General features: G+C 57.5%; 24 protein-coding genes. 13 read left to right on the top strand and 11 right to left on the bottom strand.

Annotated elements, in window-relative coordinates:
• Positions 1 to 60: 60 nt before the first annotated feature.
• Together hppD and AEQ67_RS19445 are read right to left on the bottom strand one after the other, a co-directional pair.
• Positions 61 to 1137 (bottom strand): 4-hydroxyphenylpyruvate dioxygenase, encoded by a 1077-nt coding sequence (gene hppD, locus AEQ67_RS19440; RefSeq protein WP_059405454.1) that lies wholly within the window; start codon positions 1135 to 1137, stop codon positions 61 to 63.
• Positions 1138 to 1389: 252 nt separating this feature from the next.
• A complete protein-coding gene (locus AEQ67_RS19445; protein ID WP_059405455.1) occupies positions 1390 to 2334 on the bottom strand; it encodes a DMT family transporter in 945 nt (314 codons plus the stop codon).
• Between the two features lie 78 nt (positions 2335 to 2412).
• On the opposite strand from AEQ67_RS19445, the gene AEQ67_RS19450 reads away from it, so the two are divergent.
• The 3 genes from AEQ67_RS19450 (at position 2413) to AEQ67_RS19460 (ending at position 5529) form a co-directional block, all read left to right on the top strand.
• Entirely contained in the window at positions 2413 to 3294 is an 882-nt protein-coding gene (locus AEQ67_RS19450) for a LysR family transcriptional regulator (protein WP_059405456.1), read from the top strand.
• A 103-nt stretch (positions 3295 to 3397) separates the two neighbouring features.
• Positions 3398 to 4930, top strand: coding sequence for an EAL domain-containing protein (locus AEQ67_RS19455; RefSeq protein WP_059405457.1), 1533 nt, complete (start codon positions 3398 to 3400; stop codon positions 4928 to 4930).
• A gap of 233 nt (positions 4931 to 5163) precedes the next feature.
• Positions 5164 to 5529 (top strand): histone-like nucleoid-structuring protein, MvaT/MvaU family, encoded by a 366-nt coding sequence (locus AEQ67_RS19460; RefSeq protein WP_008075430.1) that lies wholly within the window; start codon positions 5164 to 5166, stop codon positions 5527 to 5529.
• 175 nt (positions 5530 to 5704) lie between these two features.
• On the opposite strand, the gene AEQ67_RS19465 is transcribed toward AEQ67_RS19460, so the two are convergent.
• Positions 5705 to 6229 (bottom strand): DUF4946 domain-containing protein, encoded by a 525-nt coding sequence (locus tag AEQ67_RS19465; protein ID WP_059405458.1) that lies wholly within the window; start codon positions 6227 to 6229, stop codon positions 5705 to 5707.
• 145 nt (positions 6230 to 6374) lie between these two features.
• Between AEQ67_RS19465 and gloA the strand changes: the two genes are divergently transcribed.
• A complete protein-coding gene (gloA, locus tag AEQ67_RS19470) occupies positions 6375 to 6896 on the top strand; it encodes a lactoylglutathione lyase (protein ID WP_046054068.1) in 522 nt (173 codons plus the stop codon).
• Between the two features lie 165 nt (positions 6897 to 7061).
• On the opposite strand, the gene ahpF is transcribed toward gloA, so the two are convergent.
• The 3 genes from ahpF to AEQ67_RS19485 all read right to left on the bottom strand — a co-directional run bounded on the left by ahpF (position 7062) and on the right by AEQ67_RS19485 (position 10579).
• Positions 7062 to 8624 (bottom strand): alkyl hydroperoxide reductase subunit F, encoded by a 1563-nt coding sequence (ahpF, locus tag AEQ67_RS19475; RefSeq protein WP_059405459.1) that lies wholly within the window; start codon positions 8622 to 8624, stop codon positions 7062 to 7064.
• A gap of 132 nt (positions 8625 to 8756) precedes the next feature.
• Positions 8757 to 9320 (bottom strand): alkyl hydroperoxide reductase subunit C, encoded by a 564-nt coding sequence (ahpC, locus tag AEQ67_RS19480; RefSeq protein ID WP_010460707.1) that lies wholly within the window; start codon positions 9318 to 9320, stop codon positions 8757 to 8759.
• Positions 9321 to 9649: 329 nt separating this feature from the next.
• Complete coding sequence (locus tag AEQ67_RS19485; protein WP_059405460.1) at positions 9650 to 10579, bottom strand: site-specific integrase; 930 nt, start codon at positions 10577 to 10579, stop codon at positions 9650 to 9652.
• Positions 10580 to 10757: 178 nt separating this feature from the next.
• On the opposite strand from AEQ67_RS19485, the gene AEQ67_RS19490 reads away from it, so the two are divergent.
• Positions 10758 to 11768: a DNA-binding protein gene (locus tag AEQ67_RS19490; protein WP_059405461.1), complete on the top strand. Its 1011-nt coding sequence runs from the start codon at positions 10758 to 10760 to the stop codon at positions 11766 to 11768.
• On the opposite strand, the gene gorA is transcribed toward AEQ67_RS19490, so the two are convergent.
• From gorA to galU, 3 genes are all read right to left on the bottom strand, one after another.
• Positions 11765 to 13123: a glutathione-disulfide reductase gene (gorA, locus tag AEQ67_RS19495; protein ID WP_059405462.1), complete on the bottom strand. Its 1359-nt coding sequence runs from the start codon at positions 13121 to 13123 to the stop codon at positions 11765 to 11767. The two genes, AEQ67_RS19490 and gorA, sit on opposite strands and share 4 nt — an antisense overlap.
• A 107-nt stretch (positions 13124 to 13230) precedes the next feature.
• Entirely contained in the window at positions 13231 to 14760 is a 1530-nt protein-coding gene (locus AEQ67_RS19500) for an MFS transporter (protein WP_059405463.1), read from the bottom strand.
• Between the two features lie 267 nt (positions 14761 to 15027).
• Positions 15028 to 15867: a UTP--glucose-1-phosphate uridylyltransferase GalU gene (gene galU, locus AEQ67_RS19505; protein WP_010460715.1), complete on the bottom strand. Its 840-nt coding sequence runs from the start codon at positions 15865 to 15867 to the stop codon at positions 15028 to 15030.
• 268 nt (positions 15868 to 16135) lie between these two features.
• Between galU and AEQ67_RS19510 the strand changes: the two genes are divergently transcribed.
• Positions 16136 to 16324: a hypothetical protein gene (locus AEQ67_RS19510; protein ID WP_059405464.1), complete on the top strand. Its 189-nt coding sequence runs from the start codon at positions 16136 to 16138 to the stop codon at positions 16322 to 16324.
• A 139-nt stretch (positions 16325 to 16463) separates the two neighbouring features.
• A complete protein-coding gene (locus tag AEQ67_RS19515) occupies positions 16464 to 16745 on the top strand; it encodes a hypothetical protein (protein WP_059405465.1) in 282 nt (93 codons plus the stop codon).
• 12 nt (positions 16746 to 16757) lie between these two features.
• Here the strand turns inward: AEQ67_RS19515 and AEQ67_RS19520 are convergent, their stop codons facing one another.
• Positions 16758 to 16988: a hypothetical protein gene (locus AEQ67_RS19520; RefSeq protein WP_059405466.1), complete on the bottom strand. Its 231-nt coding sequence runs from the start codon at positions 16986 to 16988 to the stop codon at positions 16758 to 16760.
• 72 nt (positions 16989 to 17060) lie between these two features.
• Positions 17061 to 17417, bottom strand: a complete 357-nt coding sequence (locus AEQ67_RS19525) for a hypothetical protein (RefSeq protein ID WP_059405467.1) — start codon at positions 17415 to 17417, stop codon at positions 17061 to 17063.
• Between the two features lie 212 nt (positions 17418 to 17629).
• Between AEQ67_RS19525 and AEQ67_RS19530 the strand changes: the two genes are divergently transcribed.
• From AEQ67_RS19530 to ada, 6 genes are all read left to right on the top strand, one after another.
• Positions 17630 to 17932, top strand: coding sequence for a DUF1883 domain-containing protein (locus AEQ67_RS19530; protein WP_007900033.1), 303 nt, complete (start codon positions 17630 to 17632; stop codon positions 17930 to 17932).
• Between the two features lie 30 nt (positions 17933 to 17962).
• On the top strand, positions 17963 to 18139 hold the full coding sequence (locus AEQ67_RS35990; protein ID WP_177333663.1) for a hypothetical protein: 177 nt from the start codon (positions 17963 to 17965) through the stop codon (positions 18137 to 18139).
• Positions 18140 to 18265: 126 nt separating this feature from the next.
• Positions 18266 to 18772 carry a methylated-DNA--[protein]-cysteine S-methyltransferase gene (locus tag AEQ67_RS19535; protein ID WP_059405468.1) on the top strand — a complete coding sequence of 169 codons (507 nt, stop codon included), beginning with the start codon at positions 18266 to 18268 and terminating at the stop codon, positions 18770 to 18772.
• Entirely contained in the window at positions 18769 to 19473 is a 705-nt protein-coding gene (locus AEQ67_RS19540; protein ID WP_059405469.1) for a 2OG-Fe(II) oxygenase, read from the top strand. Before AEQ67_RS19535 ends, AEQ67_RS19540 begins: the two co-directional genes overlap by 4 nt.
• On the top strand, positions 19463 to 20143 hold the full coding sequence (alkB, locus tag AEQ67_RS19545; protein ID WP_059405470.1) for a DNA oxidative demethylase AlkB: 681 nt from the start codon (positions 19463 to 19465) through the stop codon (positions 20141 to 20143). Before AEQ67_RS19540 ends, alkB begins: the two co-directional genes overlap by 11 nt.
• Before the next feature lie 87 nt (positions 20144 to 20230).
• Positions 20231 to 21295, top strand: coding sequence for a bifunctional DNA-binding transcriptional regulator/O6-methylguanine-DNA methyltransferase Ada (gene ada, locus AEQ67_RS19550; protein WP_059405471.1), 1065 nt, complete (start codon positions 20231 to 20233; stop codon positions 21293 to 21295).
• Positions 21296 to 21339: the final 44 nt, after the last annotated feature.

The raw sequence follows: 21339 nt of genomic DNA on the forward strand, positions 1-21339 counted from the left end.
AGACAAGAAAAAGCCCGGCCAGCATTGCTGCTGACCGGGCTTTTTCACATCTGAAACCGTTTAGTCAGTGGAAAGCACACCACGACGCACCTGATCCCGCTCAATCGATTCGAACAGCGCCTTGAAGTTACCCTCGCCGAAACCATCATCGCCTTTACGCTGGATGAATTCGAAGAACACCGGGCCCATCAGGGTTTCCGAGAAGATCTGCAGCAGCAGGCGGCGGTCGCCCGACTCGGACGAACCGTCCAGCAGAATCCCCCGCGATTGCAGTTGATCGACCGGCTCGCCGTGGTTCGGCAAACGGCCTTCGAGCATTTCGTAGTAGGTTTCCGGCGGCGCGGTCATGAAGCGCATGCCGATTTTCTTCAGGCGATCCCACGTGTCGATCAGGTTGTCGCTGAGAAAGGCAACGTGCTGGATGCCTTCACCGTTGAACTGCATCAGGAACTCTTCGATCTGCCCGGCGCCCTTGGACGATTCTTCGTTCAACGGGATGCGGATCATGCCATCCGGCGCGGTCATGGCTTTGGAAGTCAGGCCGGTGTATTCGCCCTTGATGTCGAAGTAACGAATTTCGCGGAAGTTGAACAGCTTCTCGTAGAAGTTGGCCCAGTAGGCCATGCGACCGCGATACACGTTGTGCGTCAGGTGGTCGATGATTTTCAGGCCTGCGCCGACCGGGTTGCGATCCACGCCTTCGATGAACACAAAGTCGATGTCATAAATCGAACTGCCCTCGCCGAAACGGTCGATCAGGTACAGCGGCGCGCCGCCGATGCCTTTGATCGCCGGCAGGTGCAATTCCATCGGGCCGGTCTCGATGTGGATCGGCTGTGCGCCGAGTTCCAGTGCACGCTTGTAGGCCTTTTGCGAATCCTTGACGCGGAACGCCATGCCGCACACCGACGGACCGTGCTCAGCCGCGAAGTACGAGGCGACGCTGTTCGGTTCGTTGTTGAGGATCAGGTTGATCTGGCCCTGGCGATACAGGTGCACGTCTTTGGAACGGTGGGTCGCGACCTTGGTGAAGCCCATGATCTCGAAGATCGGCTCCAGGGTGTTCGGGGTTGGCGATGCGAATTCGATGAATTCAAAGCCCATCAGGCCCATTGGGTTTTCGTATAAATCTGCCATGGTTGGCGCCTCATCATCATTCTTAGAATTAACGGAACGTTAGTTACTAGCAATGCTGAGACCGGCGGGTGGCGCGCAGGAGATGCCCCGCACACTGCGGGCGAGGAAGTCACCATAGATCAGTTGAAACCCAAAACTCTTCATTGTCGACCCAAGGCTCTTGCGGGCGAGGCTTCTGCTGCCAGAAGACGATTATTCTTATATGCGTAAACCGATTCTACACAGCGTAAATCAGTTTGTCCGCCTTCTGTATCAAATCCCCTTTTTCCCCACTCGCGCAAGGGGTTTGTTGCAGAGGAAAATCCCGGCCAGAATCAGCCCTCCTCCCAGGCACATCGCAATCGTCAGTTGCTCGCCCAGCAGCAGCGCGCCAAGGATCACCGCGGTCAGCGGGTTCAAGGCAATGAACACGCCGGAACGGGTCGCGCCGATTTTGCGGAGGCCATCGTAATAGCCGATGTAGGCCAGCGCCGAACCCAACACGCCGAGGTACATCAGGCTCAGCCATTGTTGCGGGCCGAGACTGGCGAGTGCAGTCACACTCAACTCGCCCCTGACCGCACTGGTCACCCAGAGCATCACCGTACCCAGCAGAATCGAGTACGTCACCGTCTGCACGGGCCCGAGGCTGTGGTTCAGATCCTTGGAGCACAGCGAGTAAATTCCCCAACCGACCACGCAACCGAAAATCAACAGATCGCCGATCCAGGCGTTGGCATTGCCGGCCAACAGCTGTGGGTTACGACTGACGATCACCAGGCTCGCCCCGGCAATACAAATCGCGATACCGGCGACTTTCGCCCGACTCAAGTGCTCTTTGAACAACAGCCACGAGGCCAAGCCGATCACGGCCGGGTTCAGCGCCACAATCAATGATGCCCGTGAGGCATTGATGTAGTGCAGGCCATAAAAGAAGCACAGGTTGTAGAAAAAGATCCCGAAAAAACCCAGCATCATTAATTGCAGCCATTGCCTGGGGCTGGGTCGGGCCAGCGGTATGCGGGCCAACAGCAAAAACACCAGCAGCGCCGCGCTGGCCAACAGGAAACGCAGGCTGGCGGCGAGCAGCGGACTCAGGCTATCCGCCAGAAACCGGCCTGCGACGAAGGTGCCGCCCCAGATCATGGTGACGGCGGCGAGCTTCAGATAAACCGGCATGTCCGAAGGATTGGCTAGGGTCTGTTCACAACGGGTCATAAGTTTCCAGAACGGGAAATGGGCGAGATGACGTATGATTCGACTAATGTCGGATCATCGTAAAATGAGTAAAAACTCATGACCCTTACCCAATTGGAGATTTTCTCCCTCGTGGCCGAGCTTCACGGTTTCACTGCGGCGGCGAATCGCCTGGGGATTTCCCAATCGGCGGTGTCTCACGCGCTGAAGTCGCTGGAGCAGGAATTGGGTGTGGAGTTACTGCGTCGGCATCAGTCCCAGGTCGAACTCAGCGACATCGGCCAACAGCTTTTGCTGCGCGCCCGGGCGATGCTCGGTCTGGCCAACACCTTGCGCCAGGAAGCCGCCGATGCCCGTGGAATGAAACGTGGCACGCTGCGTATCGGCTCGTTCGGCCCGACCTCGTCGATCAAATTACTGCCGCTGATCCTGCAACACTACCGCGCCGCTCACCCGGGCATCGAGGTGCACATTGATGAAGGCCCCGACCGCCAAGTGATCCAGTGGCTGGAGGAGCGACGTATCGACATCGGCTTCGTGGTGTTGCCCGAAGAGCGCTTCGATACCTTTGCGCTGACCGAGGACCAGATGGTCGCGCTGCTACCCGTCGATCACCCGCTGGCCAGTCGCGACGGCTTGAGCCTGAGCGATCTGTGTCACGACCCATTCGTGCTGACCGAGGCCGGTTCTTCAGAACTGGTTTCACGGTTGTTCAGTGCCGCCCGGCTGACACCGAACATTCGCTATCGTTGTTCGCAGCTACTGAGCACGCTGGATATCGTCTGCCGAGGCGAGGCGTTGACCGTGGTCGCCGAAGGCTCATTGCCCGACCAGGACGACAGGCGCTACGTGAAAAAACCGCTGTCACCTCCGGTTGCACGCCAGATCGGCCTGGCGGTGCTCGACCAGCGCCAGTCCTCACCGGCGGCGCTGGCCTTTCTCAAACTGGCGCAGCGTCTGAACTACCCTTGCGCGACATAATGATCGAAGGCCAACTATCATGGCCCGTACCTGAACTCTTTTTGGGAGGCGCCCAGCCCTGCCAGCATTTGAGAGCCCTCTTTTTTTGTTACAGGTTTCGCGAATGCCACTGAACGTCAAAACCCGCCGCACACGCACCCGGATTGCTGTGACGGTATTGAGCGGTTTACTCCCGGTCCTGCTGGGATTCACCATCCTTTATATGCAAGCGGAACGGGCACTGAAGCACAACACCGAACAGACCGCCGAAGAAGCCATTCGCCAATTCGAACTGATGCTCGACAACAACGCACAAGCCGCCCGCGAGTTACTGCCGCTGGCCGGGAAAAGTTGCATCGACGTGAACCTGGCGTTGCGCGAACAAGTCACCCGCCGCCCGTTCGTGCGCTCAACCAACCTGCTGTGGGACGACACCATTTACTGCAGTTCCCTGTTCGGCGACTACCAGGAAAAAGTCACTGCCGGTGACTACAGCAAAGGCGAGATATTGCTGATGAAAGGCAACCTGATAACGCCCGATAGCGCGTTACTGGTGTATCGGCTCAACGCAGGAAAACAGGGTGCGATGAGCACCCTGGACGGTTATCACCTGAGTAACGTGTTGCGCATGATCGGCGGCAAGACGTTGCTGTTACTGCAAGTCGGCCCTGATTGGTTGACCGCTGACGGCACCTTCCACAATGACGCGCTGCCTACTTTGCCTGTGGCGCAAACCAAACTGACGTCCTCGCGTTATGCCTTTACTGTGGAGGCAGGTTTCCCCGAAGGTGAAACCTGGCGTTACATGCGCAGCGAGTATCCGCCGTTGTTCAGTTTGCTGATCTTTTTCGGCGTGATCTCCGGTTTTATCGGGCATTTTTTGCAGAAGCGCTCGTCGTCACCCAGCCATGAATTGCAGCGCGCACTCGAGGCTTGCGAGTTCATTCCGTATTTTCAGCCCGTGGTCCATGGCGACAGCAAGCAGTGGTCGGGGGCCGAAGTGCTGATGCGCTGGAATCATCCGAAGGAAGGTCTGGTGCGCCCGGATATGTTCATCCCGTTTGCCGAACATTCCGGGCTGATCGTGCCGATGACACGCTCATTGATGCGACAAACCGCAGCCCTGCTGGCGCCCCATCCGGCGCCGTTCGACGGGCCGTTTCATGTCGGCATCAACGTCACCGCCAGTCACTGCCGAGACCTGGAGCTGGTCGCCGATTGCCGTGAATTCCTCGCCGCTTTTGCACCGGGGGCCATCAGCCTGGTGCTGGAACTCACTGAGCGCGAACTCATCGAGCCCACGGCCATCACGCTCCAACTGTTCGAGCAGCTTCATGAACTGGGCGTGATGATCGCTATCGACGATTTCGGCACGGGTCACTCCAGCCTGGGTTACCTGCGTCAGTTCAATGTGGACTTTCTGAAGATCGATCAGAGTTTTGTGGCCATGATTGGTGTCGACGCCCTTTCCCGGCACATCCTTGACACCATCATCGAACTGTCCGCCAAGCTCGATCTGGGCATTGTTGCCGAAGGTGTGGAAACCGAGGAGCAAAGTGATTATCTGACCGCCCATGGCGTGAACTTCTTGCAAGGTTATCTGTTCGGCCGACCAATGCCCGCCGCAGAGTTCATTAACGCATTAAGTCACCATTAACTAGCGGCTCTAAGCGACGTGACATGAGGCCAGCGCACCAAATTGAATCAAAAGACTACAGTAGTTACATGAAGAAAAAGACAGGATTTACTCTTGGTCAATTAACTACTACAATTTTTCATGCCCGCGTAAGATTAGCAGGTGAGCCACTATCACCGAGTCGCTACAAGGCTCTTGGCTTATAGCTTTGTTTGCGATTGGTATCAGCCAAACACACTATTGGAGTAAAGATATTGTCCAGACTCGCTGAATTTCGTGCAGCTGAAAAGGCCCTTCAAGAACAGCTCAAGCAGCTGGAATCGCTGAAGAATGATGCCGGGCTCAAGAAAGAAATCGAATTCGAAGAAAAGCTCCAGGGGCTGATGAAAACCTACGGCAAGAGCCTGCGCGACATCATCGCCATTCTCGATCCGAACCCGGCAAAATCCGGTCTGCAACAGGCGGCAGCGCCTAAAACCCGCCGCGCTCGCGTGGTCAAGGTTTATCAGAATCCGCACACCGGTGAACTGATTGAAACCAAGGGTGGCAACCACCGCGGCCTGAAAGCCTGGAAGGAACAATACGGTGCAGCCACCGTTGATTCCTGGCTGCGCGGCTAAGCACTTGCGGTGACAAAAAAAGCCCTGCTTATGCAGGGCTTTTTCATGGATACCCTCTAAATGCAACGATTGGCACCGATCAACTCACTACTTGCTGATTAACTTTGTGCTTAATCCCTTTAGGTATCTAAAAATGTCCGAAAGCACTGAAATCCGCAGCCATTGAAATCGTTCACTAAAGTTTCAAGCTGTTACGCGCCGCCTCTATTTCGTCCTGACTTGCCTTATAAACCTCAGCCTGCCCTGCGTAGGAAAGAACATAAGCTTTATCGGCATCGACTGCCGCGACCAATGTTTGCGAGAGCACATGCCTGCCGTTCTGGGTGATCGTGCAGGTAGTTTCCAGCGCCGTTAAGCGACTCAAGGTCGTCGGGTGAATCTTGGTGCAGACACTCTGATAGCCGCCTTGAAAGAAGTCTTTCTGCACCGACTTGCGCATCTCCAGCAACACGCCCTGCAGGTTCACCTGGTGACCGCTTTCCACCTGGGTCATGGTCAACTCCATCACCATCACCGGCGTGCCGCCCTGATCGTTTTTTACCGCGCGTTGGCGGGTAACCTCTGGCTTGGCGTCGTCGTGCGCGATGGCTTCGACTTCCCAGCCGCTTGGCCAGGTCACCACCGGCTCGTCTGCGTGAGCGCTGGCAACAGCTGATAGCAGACACATCAGGACGAACGCCGATTTACTGAATCGAATCATTGCAATGAACACTCACGGATTGAACCGTAAAGTCTGAGCCTCACCCGCCCGTCAGGCAATAGCCGACGGTTTGGGTTTGGTGATGTCGGATCCCTTGCGTATCATTGTCGCCATTCGTTAGCCCCACTTATTTTCCGGAGGGCCCATGAGCCTGCACGAATTGAACACCTTCCCAGGCGTCACCGCCCAGCCTGACACCGCCACCCAGAAGTTCGTCTTCAACCACACCATGCTGCGGGTCAAGGACATCACCAAGTCCCTGGATTTCTACACGCGCATCCTCGGTTTCTCGCTGGTGGAAAAACGCGACTTCCCGGAAGCCGAGTTCAGCCTGTACTTTCTGGCGCTGGTCGACAAAAACCAGATCCCTGCCGACGCCGCAGCACGCACCGAGTGGATGAAATCGATCCCTGGCATTCTTGAGCTGACCCACAACCACGGCACCGAGAACGACGCGGATTTCGCCTACCACAACGGCAACACCGACCCGCGTGGTTTTGGTCATATCTGCATCTCCGTGCCGGACATCGTTGCCGCGTGCGAGCGCTTCGAAGCGCTGGGCTGTGATTTCCAGAAACGCCTGAACGATGGCCGCATGAAAAGCCTGGCGTTCATCAAGGACCCGGATGCCTACTGGGTCGAGATCATTCAGCCAGCCCCGCTGTAACACAACCTTGTAGGAGCTGGCTTGCCAGCGAAGGCGTCGGTACATTCAGCATCGATGATGACAGGAGTACCGCTTTCGCCAGCAAGCCGGCTCCTACAGGATCTGCAGCTGCGCACAAAAAAAACCCATGATCGCTCATGGGTTTTTTGTTTTCAGCACCGGAATTCAGGCCGGGGCCGAAGTCCGGATCAGGTGATCGAATGCGCTCAGGGAAGCCTTGGCGCCCTCACCCACTGCAATCACGATCTGCTTGTACGGCACAGTCGTCACGTCGCCGGCGGCAAACACCCCGGGCATCGACGTCTCGCCACGCGCATCGACGATGATCTCGCCACGCGGCGACAACTCGATGGTGCCTTTGAGCCAATCGGTGTTCGGCAACAGACCGATCTGCACGAAGATCCCTTCCAGTTCCACGCTACGCAGTTCGTCAGACTGACGATCCTTGTAGCGCAGGCCGTTGACCTTCTGACCGTCACCCAACACTTCAGTGGTTTGCGCATGGGTGATCACGGTGACATTCGGCAGGCTGTGCAACTTGCGCTGCAACACCGCATCGGCGCGCAACTGCACGTCGAACTCCAGCAGTGTGACGTGAGAGACGATACCGGCGAGGTCGATGGCCGCTTCGACGCCGGAGTTACCGCCGCCAATCACCGCCACACGCTTGCCTTTGAACAGCGGACCGTCACAGTGCGGGCAGTACGCCACGCCTTTGTTGCGGTATTGCTGCTCACCTGGCACGTTCATTTCACGCCATCTTGCACCGGTCGCCAAAATCACAGTCTTGGCTTTCAGCGTTGCGCCGCTGGCGAAGTGGACTTCGTGCAGCTCGCCGTTCTTGCCCGGCACCAGCTTATCGGCGCGTTGCAGGTTCATGATGTCGACGTCGTACTGCTTGACGTGCTCTTCCAGCGCTACCGCCAGTTTCGGCCCTTCGGTTTCCTGCACGGAGATGAAGTTTTCGATGGCCATGGTGTCCAGCACCTGTCCACCAAAACGCTCCGCCGCCACACCGGTGCGAATGCCTTTGCGCGCCGCGTAGATGGCTGCCGAAGCACCGGCCGGGCCACCGCCGACGACCAGCACGTCAAAGGCTTCTTTGGCGCTGATCTTCTCGGCCTGACGCTCGATGCCGCTGGTGTCGATCTTGGCGAGGATTTCTTCCAGGCCCATGCGGCCCTGACCGAAGTTCACGCCGTTCAAGTAGATGCTGGGCACGGCCATGATCTGGCGTTCATCGACTTCTGCCTGGAACAGCGCGCCGTCGATGGCGACATGGCGGATGTTCGGGTTCAGCACGGCCATCAGGTTCAGTGCCTGGACCACGTCCGGGCAGTTCTGGCAGGACAGCGAGAAGTACGTCTCGAAGCTGAAATCACCCTTGAGCGAGCGAATCTGTTCGATTACTTCAGCACTGGCCTTCGAAGGGTGGCCGCCGACTTGCAGCAGGGCCAACACCAGCGAAGTGAATTCATGGCCCATCGGGATACCGGCGAATCGCAGGCTGATATCGGCACCGGGGCGATTGATCGAGAACGATGGTTTGCGCGCATCGTCACCGTTGTCGAGCAAGGTAATTTGGCTGGAAAGACTGGCAACGTCTTTCAGCAGTTCGAGCATTTCCTGGGATTTCGCACCGTCGTCGAGGGAGGCAACGATCTCGATCGGCTGGGTGACCCGTTCCAGGTACGATTTCAACTGGGCTTTAAGATTGGCGTCCAACATACGGGCGATTTCCTTTTTGCAAATTCATAAAACAAAAAAAACGCCCGAGCGAATCTCGCCCGGGCGTTTTTGAGGGCGGTGCAGCTTACTTAGTAGGTGCGGAGTTCCGCCCTGATGAAGCGCGTCACAGACTTAGATCTTGCCGACCAGGTCCAGGGACGGAGCCAGAGTGGCCTCGCCTTCTTTCCACTTGGCTGGGCAAACCTGGCCTGGGTGAGCAGCAACGTACTGGGCAGCCTTGATTTTGCGCAGCAGTTCGGAAGCGTCACGGCCTACACCGCCGTCGTTCAGTTCGACGATTTTGATCTGGCCTTCTGGGTTGATCACGAAGGTGCCACGGTCAGCCAGGCCAGCGTCTTCGATCAGTACGTCGAAGTTGCGGGAGATGGCGTGAGTCGGGTCGCCGATCATGGTGTACTGGATTTTGCCGATGGCTGGCGAAGTGTTGTGCCAGGCAGCGTGGGCAAAGTGGGTATCGGTGGAAACGCTGTAGATCTCGACGCCCAGCTTCTGGAACGCGTCGTAGTTGTCAGCCAGGTCTTCGAGTTCGGTCGGGCAAACGAAGGTGAAGTCAGCTGGGTAGAAGAACACGACCGACCACTTGCCTTTCAGGTCAGCGTCCGAGACTTTTACGAAGTCGCCATTTTTGAATGCGTCAGCTTTGAACGGTTTAACTTGGCTGTTGATGATAGGCATCGTTGACTCTCCGTCAGGGGTTAAGAAGTTGATGGAGTGAACTCTACCGACTCGACGGACGGATGGCTCATTGGCAAACCTCATGCTGCTGATTGGTTTTCGCTATTAGCCGACAGTATTAATAGAAGAAAACGGTACTAGGGCTCCATGGCGTCTTGTAGCAGCTGTCGAGCCTGCGAGGCTGCGTTCGGCTGCGCAGCAGTCGTAAACCCGGCTGGCATGGTTTACCTGGCACACCGCGAGTTCTGGTTTTGCGACTGCTGCGCAGCCGAACGCAGCCTCGCGGGCTCGACAGCTGCTACAACAGATTGCGTTTGCAGAGGTATTGATCAGGGTTTTTCAGCGATGCGGTTCATCCCGAGAAACGGGTTGACGTCGACATAGCGCATGGCCGACTTCATGTCCTTCCAGCCCACGTAACTCATCAGCGACTTCAAGTCCCAACCGCTTTGGTGCGCCCAGGTGGCGAAGCCGCGTCGCAAGGAGTGGCTGGTGTAGTGCTCAGCCGGGATGCCTGCGCGCTCCAGCGCTTGGCGCAGCAGTGGAATCACGCTGTTGGCGTGCAAGCCCTCCTCGCTCAAATGGCCCCAGCGGTCGACGCCTCGGAACACCGGTCCGCGCACCAGTGCGGCTTCAGTGATCCAGGCGATATACGCCTGCACCGGACACAATCGCTGCAACGCCGGTGTCTGATACGTCTTGCCAAGGTTTTCGCGATCGCTTTTGCTGCGCGGCAAGTAGAGCGTGATACCGGAACCGGCGTTCGCTTGCACGTGTTCAATCTGCACTCGGCATAACTCATCACTACGAAATCCACGCCAGAAGCCCAGCAGAATCAGCGCCATGTCGCGCCTGGCGCGCAACAGCGCCGGTCGATCGTCCGCAGATTTTGCGCTTTGCACTTCCTGCTCCAGCCACGCGACCACTTGCTCCAGGTGCTGAAGTTGCAACGGCTCGGCCTGTTTCTCCTGGGCCGGGTGCAGCGCCCGAATCCCCTTGAAAACCTTGCGCACCACCGGCGCCTTGGTGGGATCGGCAAAACCCTGACTGTTGTGCCACTGCGCCAATGCCGACAAACGCAGCTTCAAGGTATTGATCGACAACACGCCCGCATGCGCTACCAGATAGCGCGCCACGCTATCGCCGGTCGCCGGCAGAAACCCGCCCCAACTGACTTCGAAGTGCTCGATCGCCGCCCGATAGCTGCGACGGGTGTTGTCGCGGGTGGCGGCTTGCAGGTAACGATCCAGCTCAGTCATGGGCGCAATTCTCGAAGGCGTACTGCTTTTGCGGGTGAAAACCCGGTGAATCGTCCATCACACGGGGTAATACCAGTATATCCCGCCTCAATTACATTCAGTATTTAACTTTTTTGATTGGATGGTACAATATGTATTCCAGTAATACGTACCACAGTACGAAATCGTAGGAGAACTCATGGCTCGTGGCGGTGTAAACAAAGCAGTGGTGCAAGCGGCACGCTTGGCAATTTTGGCGCGCGGCGAAAACCCAAGCATCGACGCAGTACGGATCGAGATGGGCAACACTGGCTCGAAAACCACGATTCATCGGTATTTGAAGGAACTGGATGACGGCGTCGAGCGCGTCGAAGCAGCGCCTGCACCGATCGACGATGAACTGGCTGGATTGGTGTCGCGGCTGGCACAACGCCTCAAGGAACAGGCGCAAGAGCCAATAGATCAGGCTCGCGAGCAGTTCGACCGGCAAAGAAAGGAGCTGGAAAGCCAGCTGCATGAAGCTCAGCAGAGCAACACGCAGTTGCAGGAGCATTACGAAATTCAAAGCCTGGCACTGACCCAGGAATCGGAGGCGCTGCACAGCACCGTTTCCATGCTGCAGACCGAACAAACCCGCAACGCCGGACTGAACCAGGCGCTGGCCGATTTCGAATTACGTTTGCAAGACAAGGACGAGCAAATCCGCTCCCTTGAAGAGAAACACCTGCATGCGCGCGATGCGCTGGAACACTACCGCAACGCTGTCAAGGACCAGCGCGAGCAGGAACAGCGTCGCCATGAAGGCCAGGTGCAGCAGATTCAGATGGAATTGCGTCAGGCTCAGCAAAGCGCAATGGTGCGCCAGGACGAGATCACGCAATTGCACCGCGACAACGAGCGCCTGCTGACGGAGAACCGTGGGACTTTGAGGGAGCTGAGCCTGATGCAGGATCAGCTGAAACAGAGCAACAGCCGACAGGATCAGCTACTGGAACAAGCCACTCGCGTCGACAGCGAACGCACCCTCCTCCAGGAACGCTTGCGCGTCGCCCTGCTGGAAGGCCAGTCACTCAAACAAAGCGTCGACGAGCAGTCGCAGATCAACCAGGCGCTGGAAATCGAATTGACCAAGGCCCAGGCGGATCTGGCAGAAAGCGTACGCCTGGCAGCTGCCGCCAAGGCAGTGCCAGACGCAGCAAAGGACGCTTAACCGGCGACCGGCGTACGCATGGTGACAAACTCTTCGGCGGCCGTCGGATGCACACCGATGGTTTCGTCGAAGTCACGCTTGGTCGCACCGGCCTTCAACGCAATCGCCAGGCCCTGGACGATTTCGCCCGCATCCGGTCCGACCATGTGGCAACCCAGGACCTTGTCGGTCTTGGCGTCCACCACCAGTTTCATCAGCGTGCGCTCCTGACATTCGGTCAGGGTCAGCTTCATTGGGCGGAAACGGCTTTCGAAGATCACCACCTCGTGGCCGGCTTCGCGCGCTTCTTCTTCGCTCAAACCGACGGTGCCGATGTTCGGCAAGCTGAACACGGCCGTCGGGATCATTTTGTAATCCACCGGGCGATATTGCTCAGGCTTGAACAAACGACGCGCAACGGCCATGCCCTCGGCCAGCGCGACCGGCGTCAGCTGCACCCGACCGATCACATCGCCCAGCGCCAGGATCGACGGCTCGGCGGTCTGATACTGCTCGTCGACCTCGACGAAGCCTTTCTTGTCGAGTTTGACGCCGGTGTTTTCCAGTCCGAGATTGTCCAGCATCGGACGTCGGCCGGTGGCGTAGAACACGCAATCCGCCTCCAACTCACGACCGTCCTTGAGGGTAACTTTCAGGGTGCCGTCAGCCTGCTTGTCGATGCGCTCGATGTCGGCATTGAATTGCAGGTCCATGCCGCGCTTGGTCAACTCTTCCTGCAAATGCTTGCGCACCGCACCGTCGAAGCCGCGCAGGAACAGTTCACCGCGATAGAGCAGCGTGGTTTCGGCGCCCAGGCCATGGAAAATCCCGGCGAACTCGACGGCGATGTAACCACCGCCCACCACCAGAACGCGCTTGGGCAGCTCTTTGAGGAAGAACGCCTGGTTGGAACTGATCGCGTGTTCATGCCCCGGAATCTCCGGAATCTGCGGCCAGCCGCCCGTAGCAATCAGGATGTTCTTGGCAGTGAAACGCTCGCCATTGATCTCGACCTGATGCGGATCGACGATCTTGGCGTGACCTTCGTGCAAGGTCACGCCGCTGTTAACCAGCAGCGTGCGATAGATGCCGTTGAGGCGATTGATCTCGCGATCCTTATTGGCGATCAGCGTCGCCCAATCGAACTTCGCCTCACCCGGCGTCCAGCCAAAACCTTGCGACTGTTCGAAGTCCTCGGCGAAGTGCGCGCCGTAGACCAGCAACTTCTTCGGCACACAACCGACGTTCACACACGTGCCGCCCAGATAGCGGCTCTCGGCCACGGCCACTTTCGCCCCAAAACCCGCCGCAAACCGCGCAGCCCGCACACCGCCGGAACCGGCACCAATCACATAAAGGTCAAAATCGTAGGCCATTTTCAATCTCCTCGGCAGGCCACCAGCATACCTGCGGGTGGCCATTGAGCAAGCATTGCACTGAAATGCTTGGGTTGTGCGATGCCGGGCCCAACCTTCATTTTCAATCAATGTCCCTTTGCAGATTGCGCTTTCGGTATCCGCAAAGTGCACCAAGCAATCAAAATCGCCATAAGCGCCAGACCGAACGTCACCCACGAAACCAATCCGATCCCACCTTCGAAAGCCCTTCCAGCCTGCGTCATCAATTCACTCGCTTGATCAGGTGATAGGTCTGCCGACACATGATGGGCACCAGACAGCGTCTCACTGGCCAGCATCATCTGCACTTCGCTCAGGAATCCCGGAAGCTGCAACGTACCGCGATAGTAGGCGGTGACGAGACCGCCAAGCACAGTCGTCCCCAAAACCACCCCCACTTCGTAGGCCGTTTCGCTAATGGCCGACGCAGCGCCTGCCTTTGCCGGCGGCGCGGCTGACAAAATCACATCATTGGACACCGTCGCGATCGCACCCACGCCAATGTTAAGCAAGGCAAAAGCCACCACTAGAACGATCAGGCTACTGCCCATGCTGGCGACCAGCAAAAACGCCGCTCCAGCAAACGCCATCAAAATCGGTATCAGCACATGCACCTGCAATCGCTGCGCGACTGGTACGACCGCCATCCCCACTACAATCGCTATGATCTGACCTGGCACCAACGCGAGGCTGGCTCTCAACGGCGACATCTGAAGAACTATCTGCAAGAACTGAGTGGCAAAGAATACGAAGCCGATGAGAAACGCGAGACTCATCAAATTGATCAGGACCGATCCGCTAAAAGTGCCGTTGCGGAACAAACTCAGATCCATCAGCGGCACTGACAGACGTAACTGCCGACGCACAAACATCCAGCCCGCAACCGTGCCTATTGCAAATGCTGTCAGCGCCATCCAGTCGATACCATTACTGGCGCTGTGTTTAATGCCATAAACAATGGCACCGAGAGCCACCATCGATTGCAGGATGCTAATCGGATCAAAAGACCCTGAAGCATCTCGCTCGGATTCCGGCAGCAACAGTGGCCCCAATACCAGCAGTGGCACCAGCAGGGGAACCGCCAACAGGAAAATCGCCCCCCAACTGAAGAACTCCAGCAATACCCCACCGACTAAAGGACCGAGTGCCGAACCTACCGTCAAAGTAGTAGCCCATATCGCGACCGCTAATCGACGTTCCTCTCGATCCTCGAACACCGAACGTATCAATGCCAAAGTTGAGGGCATCAACATCGCACCGAAAACGCCCATACACGCTCGCCCGGCGATCAGTTGCATGGCGGAATCGGAATACGCGGTCAGCACCGACACTATGGCAAAACCCAAAGACCCGGCCATCAACAACTTACGATGACCGACTCGATCTCCCAGGCTACCCATCGACACCAGCAATCCCGCCAATACCAGCGAATAAGCATCGATCATCCACAACTGCTGGCTAGCACTCGGACGCAGGGCTTCGGCAATTTTCGGTAAGGCAAATCCAAGTATTGTGTTGTCAACTGTTACCAGCAATACCGGGAACATTAATACGCTCAAACCAAACCAGCGTTTCGCTATTGCCCCACCGTGTGTTGCCCCACTTATTCGTGCCATGGCAAAAACTCCTCCTGTCCGCACTCAGAACTCGATCTCTCTTCTATAATTTCGCAATACCCATATTCAATTAGAAATTTGTTTCACTTGATGTTTTTGAAATAACTCAACACACCCGTTAAAAATGTGGGAAATGGACTTCAGATTAATCCCCATTAAATGCTGTGCAAAAAAAAGCCCCAACCGAAGTCGGGGCCTTTTTTTAACTTCATTCGTGTTTTTACACAGCCTGAAGTCAGCTTTTCAGTACAAGCGGCTCAGGCGCTATCAGTAAGCCTTGCCAGTCTTGTAGAAGTTCTCGAAGCAGAAGTTGGTCGCGTCGATGTAGCCTTCGGCGCCGCCGCAGTCGAAACGCTTGCCCTTGAACTTGTAGGCCATGACGCAGCCGTTCTGGGCTTGCTTCATCAGGGCGTCGGTGATCTGGATTTCGCCGCCCTTGCCTGGCTCGGTCTGTTCGATCAGGTCGAAGATGTCCGGGGTCAGGATGTAACGACCGATGATCGCCAGGTTCGACGGGGCATCTTCAGGCTTTGGTTTTTCGACCATGCTGTGAACGCGGTAGATGTCGTCGCGGATCATTTCGCCGGCAATCACGCCGTACTTGTGGGTTTCTTGCGGATCGACTTCCTGGATGGCGACGATCGAGCAGCGGAACTGCTTGTACAGCTTGACCATCTGGGTCAGTACGCCGTCGCCTTCGAGGTTGACGCACAAGTCATCCGCCAGTACCACGGCGAACGGCTCGTCGCCGATCAGCGGGCGGCCCGTCAGGATGGCATGGCCCAGGCCTTTCATTTCGGTCTGGCGAGTGTAAGAGAACGAGCAATTGTCGAGCAGCTTGCGGATGCCGACCAGGTATTTTTCCTTGTCGGTGCCTTTGATCTGGTTTTCCAGCTCGTAGCTGATGTCGAAGTGGTCTTCCAGGGCGCGTTTGCCGCGACCGGTGACGATGGAGATTTCGGTCAACCCAGCGTCCAGTGCTTCTTCGACGCCGTACTGGATCAGTGGCTTGTTTACCACCGGCAGCATTTCTTTGGGCATGGCTTTAGTCGCTGGCAGGAAGCGAGTACCGTAACCGGCTGCTGGGAACAAGCATTTCTTGATCATATAAGTCCTTGAAAGGGCTGTGTGTACGAGTTTCGGCGCAGTCTAATCAGGCGGCGCGCACCTTACAATGCCCCGCACTGGCTAACCGATGCCATCATAGAGAAATATTCTCGCGGATAGTTCCGCTGGCTCTTATAGATAGCAGAGACCGACAGAATTGCACGACCTGTCAACCGAAGACAATCTGCACCACCATACGCCCATCGGCACCTTCTGCGTGCATTTGGCGGTATCATTGCGCGATTGAACCAGTCAACGAGGCAGTTAGATGTCGGTAGCAAAAAGCGTCAACGGATACCTGATCAATCAGGCGAAAGACGGCCAGTGGTGGGTAGACAGCGTCGGCGGCGAAAATATCGCCGGACCTTTCCCGACCGAAGCGCTGGCAATCGAGGTGGCATCGGTGTTGCAGGATCAACCCGCCGGCCCGAAACGGCGCGGCAAAGACAAGTCCTGAGCAGCACCTGACTAGATAAAGCCCTGCCGTAGCGCAGGGCTTTTTTGTGATTGACTGCACGGTCGTGGCCAATCGCTATAACCTTTCGATGCCGGCGCTGTCACAGGCTTAGCCCCATCATCCTGACGACGACAACGACATGAATAAATTTTTGCCCCTGATTGCAGTATTGGCCCTGAGCGGCTGCGCCACGTCCGAAAAAACGGTCCTCAACAACGGCGAGCAAGGCCTGAGCATCGACTGCTCCGGTGAAGCCAATTCCTGGGCCACCTGCTACGAAAAAGCCGATGCCTCCTGCGCCGGCACTGGCTACCGAATCGTCGGTACCGACGGAACCCCTTCGACCAAGGAAAGCGACAAGACCCTGGGCGTGGACGTCGGCAACTACAAGAACCGCAGTGTGGTGGTGGTCTGCAAGTAAGGGCGCCCTGCCCTACATGTGAATTTCGGCGAACTTGATCCCGAGACCGCGTACGGTCTCGACCAACTCGTCGAGGCCACTGAAGGATTCGACTTCGTCGTTTTCATCCACCAGGAAGTAACTGCGCCCGGCGCTCTTCTTGAAAAACACGATCCATTCCCCCGGGCTCGCCGGATTCTGAATGACGTGCGTGGCAGAGATATGACCCTCTGCATGGCGTTCCCGTACCTGCTCTCGCTTCATGCTCGACTCCAGAAATGACAATGCCGCCAAAGCGTTGCTTTGACGGCATCGGTGCTGATGGTCGACAGTCTATCAGCCGGAAATGCACGCGTTGGCGGCTTTCTGTACGTCCTTAGGACGCACCGGCACATTGGACATGCGCTCATGCAGCTTGATGCTGCTGCCCGTGGAGCGGTCTTCGATGTCGAAGACGGCGGCCGGCGCCGACGAAAATTTGGCCGGGACGATCACACGCACGCCGTCCTTGTGTGGCTCCACCTGCAGCGCGCCACGACTGTCGGCCAGTTTTTCAACCAGGCATTGCGCATATTCATGGGGTTTCTTGCCGGAGATCACACTCATCGTGGGCAGCGTTTCATTGATTTCGGCGACACTCGCACAGCCACTTATGGCCAACGCCAGCGGCAAGATCCACACACCCCACTTCATACGTAACCTCCGATAAAGACCCTCCGACAGCACAAATGCCGATTTTCTCCGAGGCTCACTGCTTTTATTGCTCATAGAATTCCGAATAACTGTTTTTAATTGTCAAAGCGGACCCCGACGACCGGATAATAACCCGTTCGGGCTGATAAACTGCGCCAATCGCCCATGCTATCGTTTTGATTTTGTAGAAAAAGCCCTTCTGGAGGCGCCTCATGAAATTTATCCACCAGCGCGAGCACCTGAACGAAGACGACATCGTTGTCATCCAGTGCTCCCAAATGTGCAACATCCGTTTGATGAACGACGCCAATTTCCGCAGTTTCAAGAATGGCGGCCGCCACACTTACCATGGCGGAGCATTCGACACTTTCCCGGCGCGAATTACTGCACCGAGCACCGGTTTCTGGAACATCACCATCGACACCGTCAACCGCCGGCCGATCAGCGTGACCCGCAAACCGACCCTGACTCACTCGATCAAGATCATCCGCCGCTCCAGCTCGAAACTGAGCTGAGTAACGCGCCCCACACCAAGACAGGCAGGTATGACCGTGGCCCAAACGACCAAGTACGTCATCAAATACAAACTCAACGGTGAGCGCCGCTTCGAATTTGCCCAGCTTGAACAAGGCACTGAAGAAGAAGCCAAGGCCGCGCTGGACGTCATTCATGGCCAGACCGACGACGTCATCAGCGAAATCAGCGTCAGCAAAGCGCTGTAACGCGATCCGGAGCGACAACATGGACGTCTGCTCCCCACGTTGAAATTCGACCGCAAGCGCCGGAGTGTTCGCTCCATCAACGCGTCCTAGACTGGCCACCTCAACCATTGGTTAAGGAGTCAGAACATGCCTGCTTCTTCGATTCGTTTCATCAGCGCCACCTCCAGCCTCGGCATCTTGATGCTGGCGTTCAGCAACGAGGGCCTTTGCGCCCTGTTGCTCGGTGATGACCTGGCGGCGCTTGAGCACGATCTTGCCCAGCGCTTCCCCGGCAAACCGACACCACAGCGCGATGAGGGCTTGAGCCCAGCGCTGGAGCTAACCCTGCGCCATCTCGAAAACCCGCACACCGCTCTCGACCTGCCGCTGGATCTTATCGGCAGCGTGTTTCAACGGCGTGTCTGGGAGGCCTTGCAAAAAATACCGGTCGGTCAAACCGCCAGCTACCAGGATATCGCCCGGCAGTTGGGTCAACCCAAAGCGTATCGGGCGGTGGCCAATGCCTGTGGAGCGAACCCGATGGCAGTGATCGTGCCGTGCCACCGGGTGCTGCGCCAGGATGGCAGCCTCGGCGGTTACCGCCGGGGCCTGGAACGCAAACGGCAACTGCTGGATCGTGAGGCACGGGGATGAGCGAACACTACCTCGATAAACTGGACTGGGCACTGATTGAACAGCAACTCGATCAGGATGGCTGCGCGATCATCAAATCACTTCTAAGTCGCAAGGCGTGTGATGAGGTGAGCGCGCTGTACCCCGGCTCCGAACCGTTTCGCTCACAAGTAGTGATGGCTCGTCACGGTTTTGGCCGTGGCGAGTACAAATACTTCAAATACCCGCTGCCGGATCTCGTCGCCCGCTTGCGTAGCGCGCTCTACCCTCAGCTGGTGCCGATTGCCAATCGCTGGTACGAGCACATGGATCTGCCGACCCGTTTCCCCGACACGCATGAAGCCTTCCTCGAACGCTGCCATGCCGCCGGTCAGGAACGCCCGACGCCGCTGTTGCTGCAATACGGCCCGCAGGACTACAACTGCCTGCATCAAGACCTGTACGGCGAACACGTGTTCCCGCTGCAAGTGGCGATTCTGCTGTCAGAACCGGACGAAGAGTTCACCGGTGGCGAATTCGTCTTGACCGAACAGCGCCCACGGATGCAGTCGCGCCCGCAGGTCATTGGCTTGAAGAAAGGCGACGGGCTGATCTTTGCCGTCAATCAGCGCCCGGTCAAAGGTGTTCGCGGCTATTACCGAGTGACCTTGCGTCATGGCGTCAGTCGCCTGCACAGCGGAAAACGGCATACCCTTGGAATCATCTTTCACGATGCACTATGACCCCATGAAACCGAGCACTTTCGATCTGTTTGCCGACATGGAACGTGAGCAGCAGCCCAGACGCGATCAGATTGGCCAACAGTCCTACGTCTTGCGCGGCTTTGCCCTGCCCTGGCTGGATCGTTTGTTGCCTGCATTGGAGGCGGTTTTGGCAGCCGCGCCATTTCGGCAGATGATCACACCGGGCGGCTTCACCATGTCGGCTGCCTTGAGCAGTTGCGGCACGCTGGGCTGGACCACCGATCGCAGCGGTTACCGCTACACCCGCAACGACCCGCAGACCGGCCAACCCTGGCCCGAGATGCCCAAGGTGTTTTTCGAACTGGCACAAGCAGCAGCCCGGGAAGCGGGGTTTGTCGATTTCGTGCCGGACTCCTGCCTGATCAATCGCTATGTCCCTGGGGCCAAGATGTCATTGCACCAGGACAAGGACGAAGGGTCCTACGCCGCGCCCATCGTGTCGGTATCTTTAGGGTTGCCGGCGATGTTCCTTTTCGGCGGCTTTGAGCGCAGCGACACGAGTCAACGAGTACCGCTGTCGCATGGCGATATCGTGGTCTGGGGTGGCGTGGATCGCTTGCGTTATCACGGCGTCTTGCCGATCAAGCAAGGGCAGCACCCGCGACTGGGCGAACAACGGATCAACTTCACTTTTCGTACCGCTGGATGAAGTCTTCGAGTTTGACCGCAAGACCCGGAGTGCGACGATCCCGTCGACTGGTTAATCTGCCAGAAACGGGTCAACGGACATGAAGCCATGACACACCAATCGACAAAGATCGCCACTGAGAACGACCCTCGCTGGGCCGCTGTCGTCGCGCGCGATCCCGGCGCTGATGGGCAGTTTGTCTACGCGGTGAAAACCACCGGGATCTACTGCCGCCCCAGCAGTCTGGCGCGTCTGCCTAAACCACAAAACGTCGAATTCTTCGACACTGCCGAGCAGGCCCAGGCGGCGGGTTATCGCCCGAGCAAACGCGCCGCGAAAGATCAAAGCGACGTTGCCGCGCAGCATGCCGCCACCGTGGCCGCCGCTTGCCGCCAGATCGAAACCGCCGAGCATCCGCCGGCGCTGAGCGAACTGGCCCTTGCTGCCGGCCTCAGCAATTTTCACTTTCATCGGGTGTTCAAAACCGTGACCGGCCTGACGCCCAAGGGCTACGCCACGGCCCACCGTTCACGCAAGGTCCGTGAGCGCTTGACCGATGGCGGTTCGGTGACCGACGCGCTGTATGACGCGGGCTTCAACTCCAATAGCCGTTTCTATGAAGCGGCGGATCAGCTGCTGGGCATGAAACCCGGCGATTACCGCGCGGCCGGCCAAAACAACGACATTCGTTTTGCCGTCGGCCAGTGCTCGCTGGGCGCGATTCTGGTGGCGCAAAGTGAGCGCGGGGTTTGCGCGATTCTGCTGGGTGATGATCCGCACCAACTGGTCTGCGATCTGCAGGACAAGTTTCGGCGGGCCAATCTGATCGGTGCCGATCACGAGTTCGAGCGATTGATCGCCAAGGTTGTAGGCTTCATCGAAGCCCCAGCCATAGGTCTGGACTTGCCGCTGGACGTACGCGGCACGGCGTTTCAGGAGCGGGTCTGGCAAGCGCTACGGGAGATTCCCGCTGGCAGCACTGCCAGTTACGCCGATATCGCCCAGCGCATCGGCGCGCCAAAAGCCGTTCGCGCCGTGGCTCAAGCCTGTGGCGCGAACAGTTTGGCGGTGGCGATTCCGTGCCATCGAGTGGTGCGCAGCGACGGCAACTTGTCGGGCTATCGCTGGGGGGTGGAACGTAAGCGGCAGTTGCTGGAGCGTGAGAGCCAATAGATTGAAAGATCAAAAGATCGCAGCCTGCGGCAGCTCCTACAGGG

Origin of the sequence: Pseudomonas sp. RIT-PI-q (assembly GCF_001297125.1) — a bacterium.
GTDB lineage: Bacteria > Pseudomonadota > Gammaproteobacteria > Pseudomonadales > Pseudomonadaceae > Aquipseudomonas.

Bases quoted from the DNA above. Each gene is read 5' to 3' on its own strand.
- hppD (WP_059405454.1), bottom strand. From the start codon at position 1,137: ATGGCAGATTTATACGAAAACCCAATGGGCCTGATGGGCTTTGAATTC.
- AEQ67_RS19445 (WP_059405455.1), bottom strand. From the start codon at position 2,334: ATGACCCGTTGTGAACAGACCCTAGCCAATCCTTCGGACATGCCGGTT.
- AEQ67_RS19450 (WP_059405456.1), top strand. From the start codon at position 2,413: ATGACCCTTACCCAATTGGAGATTTTCTCCCTCGTGGCCGAGCTTCAC.
- AEQ67_RS19455 (WP_059405457.1), top strand. From the start codon at position 3,398: ATGCCACTGAACGTCAAAACCCGCCGCACACGCACCCGGATTGCTGTG.
- AEQ67_RS19465 (WP_059405458.1), bottom strand. From the start codon at position 6,229: ATGATTCGATTCAGTAAATCGGCGTTCGTCCTGATGTGTCTGCTATCA.
- gloA (WP_046054068.1), top strand. From the start codon at position 6,375: ATGAGCCTGCACGAATTGAACACCTTCCCAGGCGTCACCGCCCAGCCT.
- ahpF (WP_059405459.1), bottom strand. From the start codon at position 8,624: ATGTTGGACGCCAATCTTAAAGCCCAGTTGAAATCGTACCTGGAACGG.
- ahpC (WP_010460707.1), bottom strand. From the start codon at position 9,320: ATGCCTATCATCAACAGCCAAGTTAAACCGTTCAAAGCTGACGCATTC.
- AEQ67_RS19485 (WP_059405460.1), bottom strand. From the start codon at position 10,579: ATGACTGAGCTGGATCGTTACCTGCAAGCCGCCACCCGCGACAACACC.
- AEQ67_RS19490 (WP_059405461.1), top strand. From the start codon at position 10,758: ATGGCTCGTGGCGGTGTAAACAAAGCAGTGGTGCAAGCGGCACGCTTG.
- gorA (WP_059405462.1), bottom strand. From the start codon at position 13,123: ATGGCCTACGATTTTGACCTTTATGTGATTGGTGCCGGTTCCGGCGGT.
- AEQ67_RS19500 (WP_059405463.1), bottom strand. From the start codon at position 14,760: ATGGCACGAATAAGTGGGGCAACACACGGTGGGGCAATAGCGAAACGC.
- galU (WP_010460715.1), bottom strand. From the start codon at position 15,867: ATGATCAAGAAATGCTTGTTCCCAGCAGCCGGTTACGGTACTCGCTTC.
- AEQ67_RS19510 (WP_059405464.1), top strand. From the start codon at position 16,136: ATGTCGGTAGCAAAAAGCGTCAACGGATACCTGATCAATCAGGCGAAA.
- AEQ67_RS19515 (WP_059405465.1), top strand. From the start codon at position 16,464: ATGAATAAATTTTTGCCCCTGATTGCAGTATTGGCCCTGAGCGGCTGC.
- AEQ67_RS19520 (WP_059405466.1), bottom strand. From the start codon at position 16,988: ATGAAGCGAGAGCAGGTACGGGAACGCCATGCAGAGGGTCATATCTCT.
- AEQ67_RS19525 (WP_059405467.1), bottom strand. From the start codon at position 17,417: ATGAAGTGGGGTGTGTGGATCTTGCCGCTGGCGTTGGCCATAAGTGGC.
- AEQ67_RS19530 (WP_007900033.1), top strand. From the start codon at position 17,630: ATGAAATTTATCCACCAGCGCGAGCACCTGAACGAAGACGACATCGTT.
- AEQ67_RS35990 (WP_177333663.1), top strand. From the start codon at position 17,963: ATGACCGTGGCCCAAACGACCAAGTACGTCATCAAATACAAACTCAAC.
- AEQ67_RS19535 (WP_059405468.1), top strand. From the start codon at position 18,266: ATGCCTGCTTCTTCGATTCGTTTCATCAGCGCCACCTCCAGCCTCGGC.
- AEQ67_RS19540 (WP_059405469.1), top strand. From the start codon at position 18,769: ATGAGCGAACACTACCTCGATAAACTGGACTGGGCACTGATTGAACAG.
- alkB (WP_059405470.1), top strand. From the start codon at position 19,463: ATGCACTATGACCCCATGAAACCGAGCACTTTCGATCTGTTTGCCGAC.
- ada (WP_059405471.1), top strand. From the start codon at position 20,231: ATGACACACCAATCGACAAAGATCGCCACTGAGAACGACCCTCGCTGG.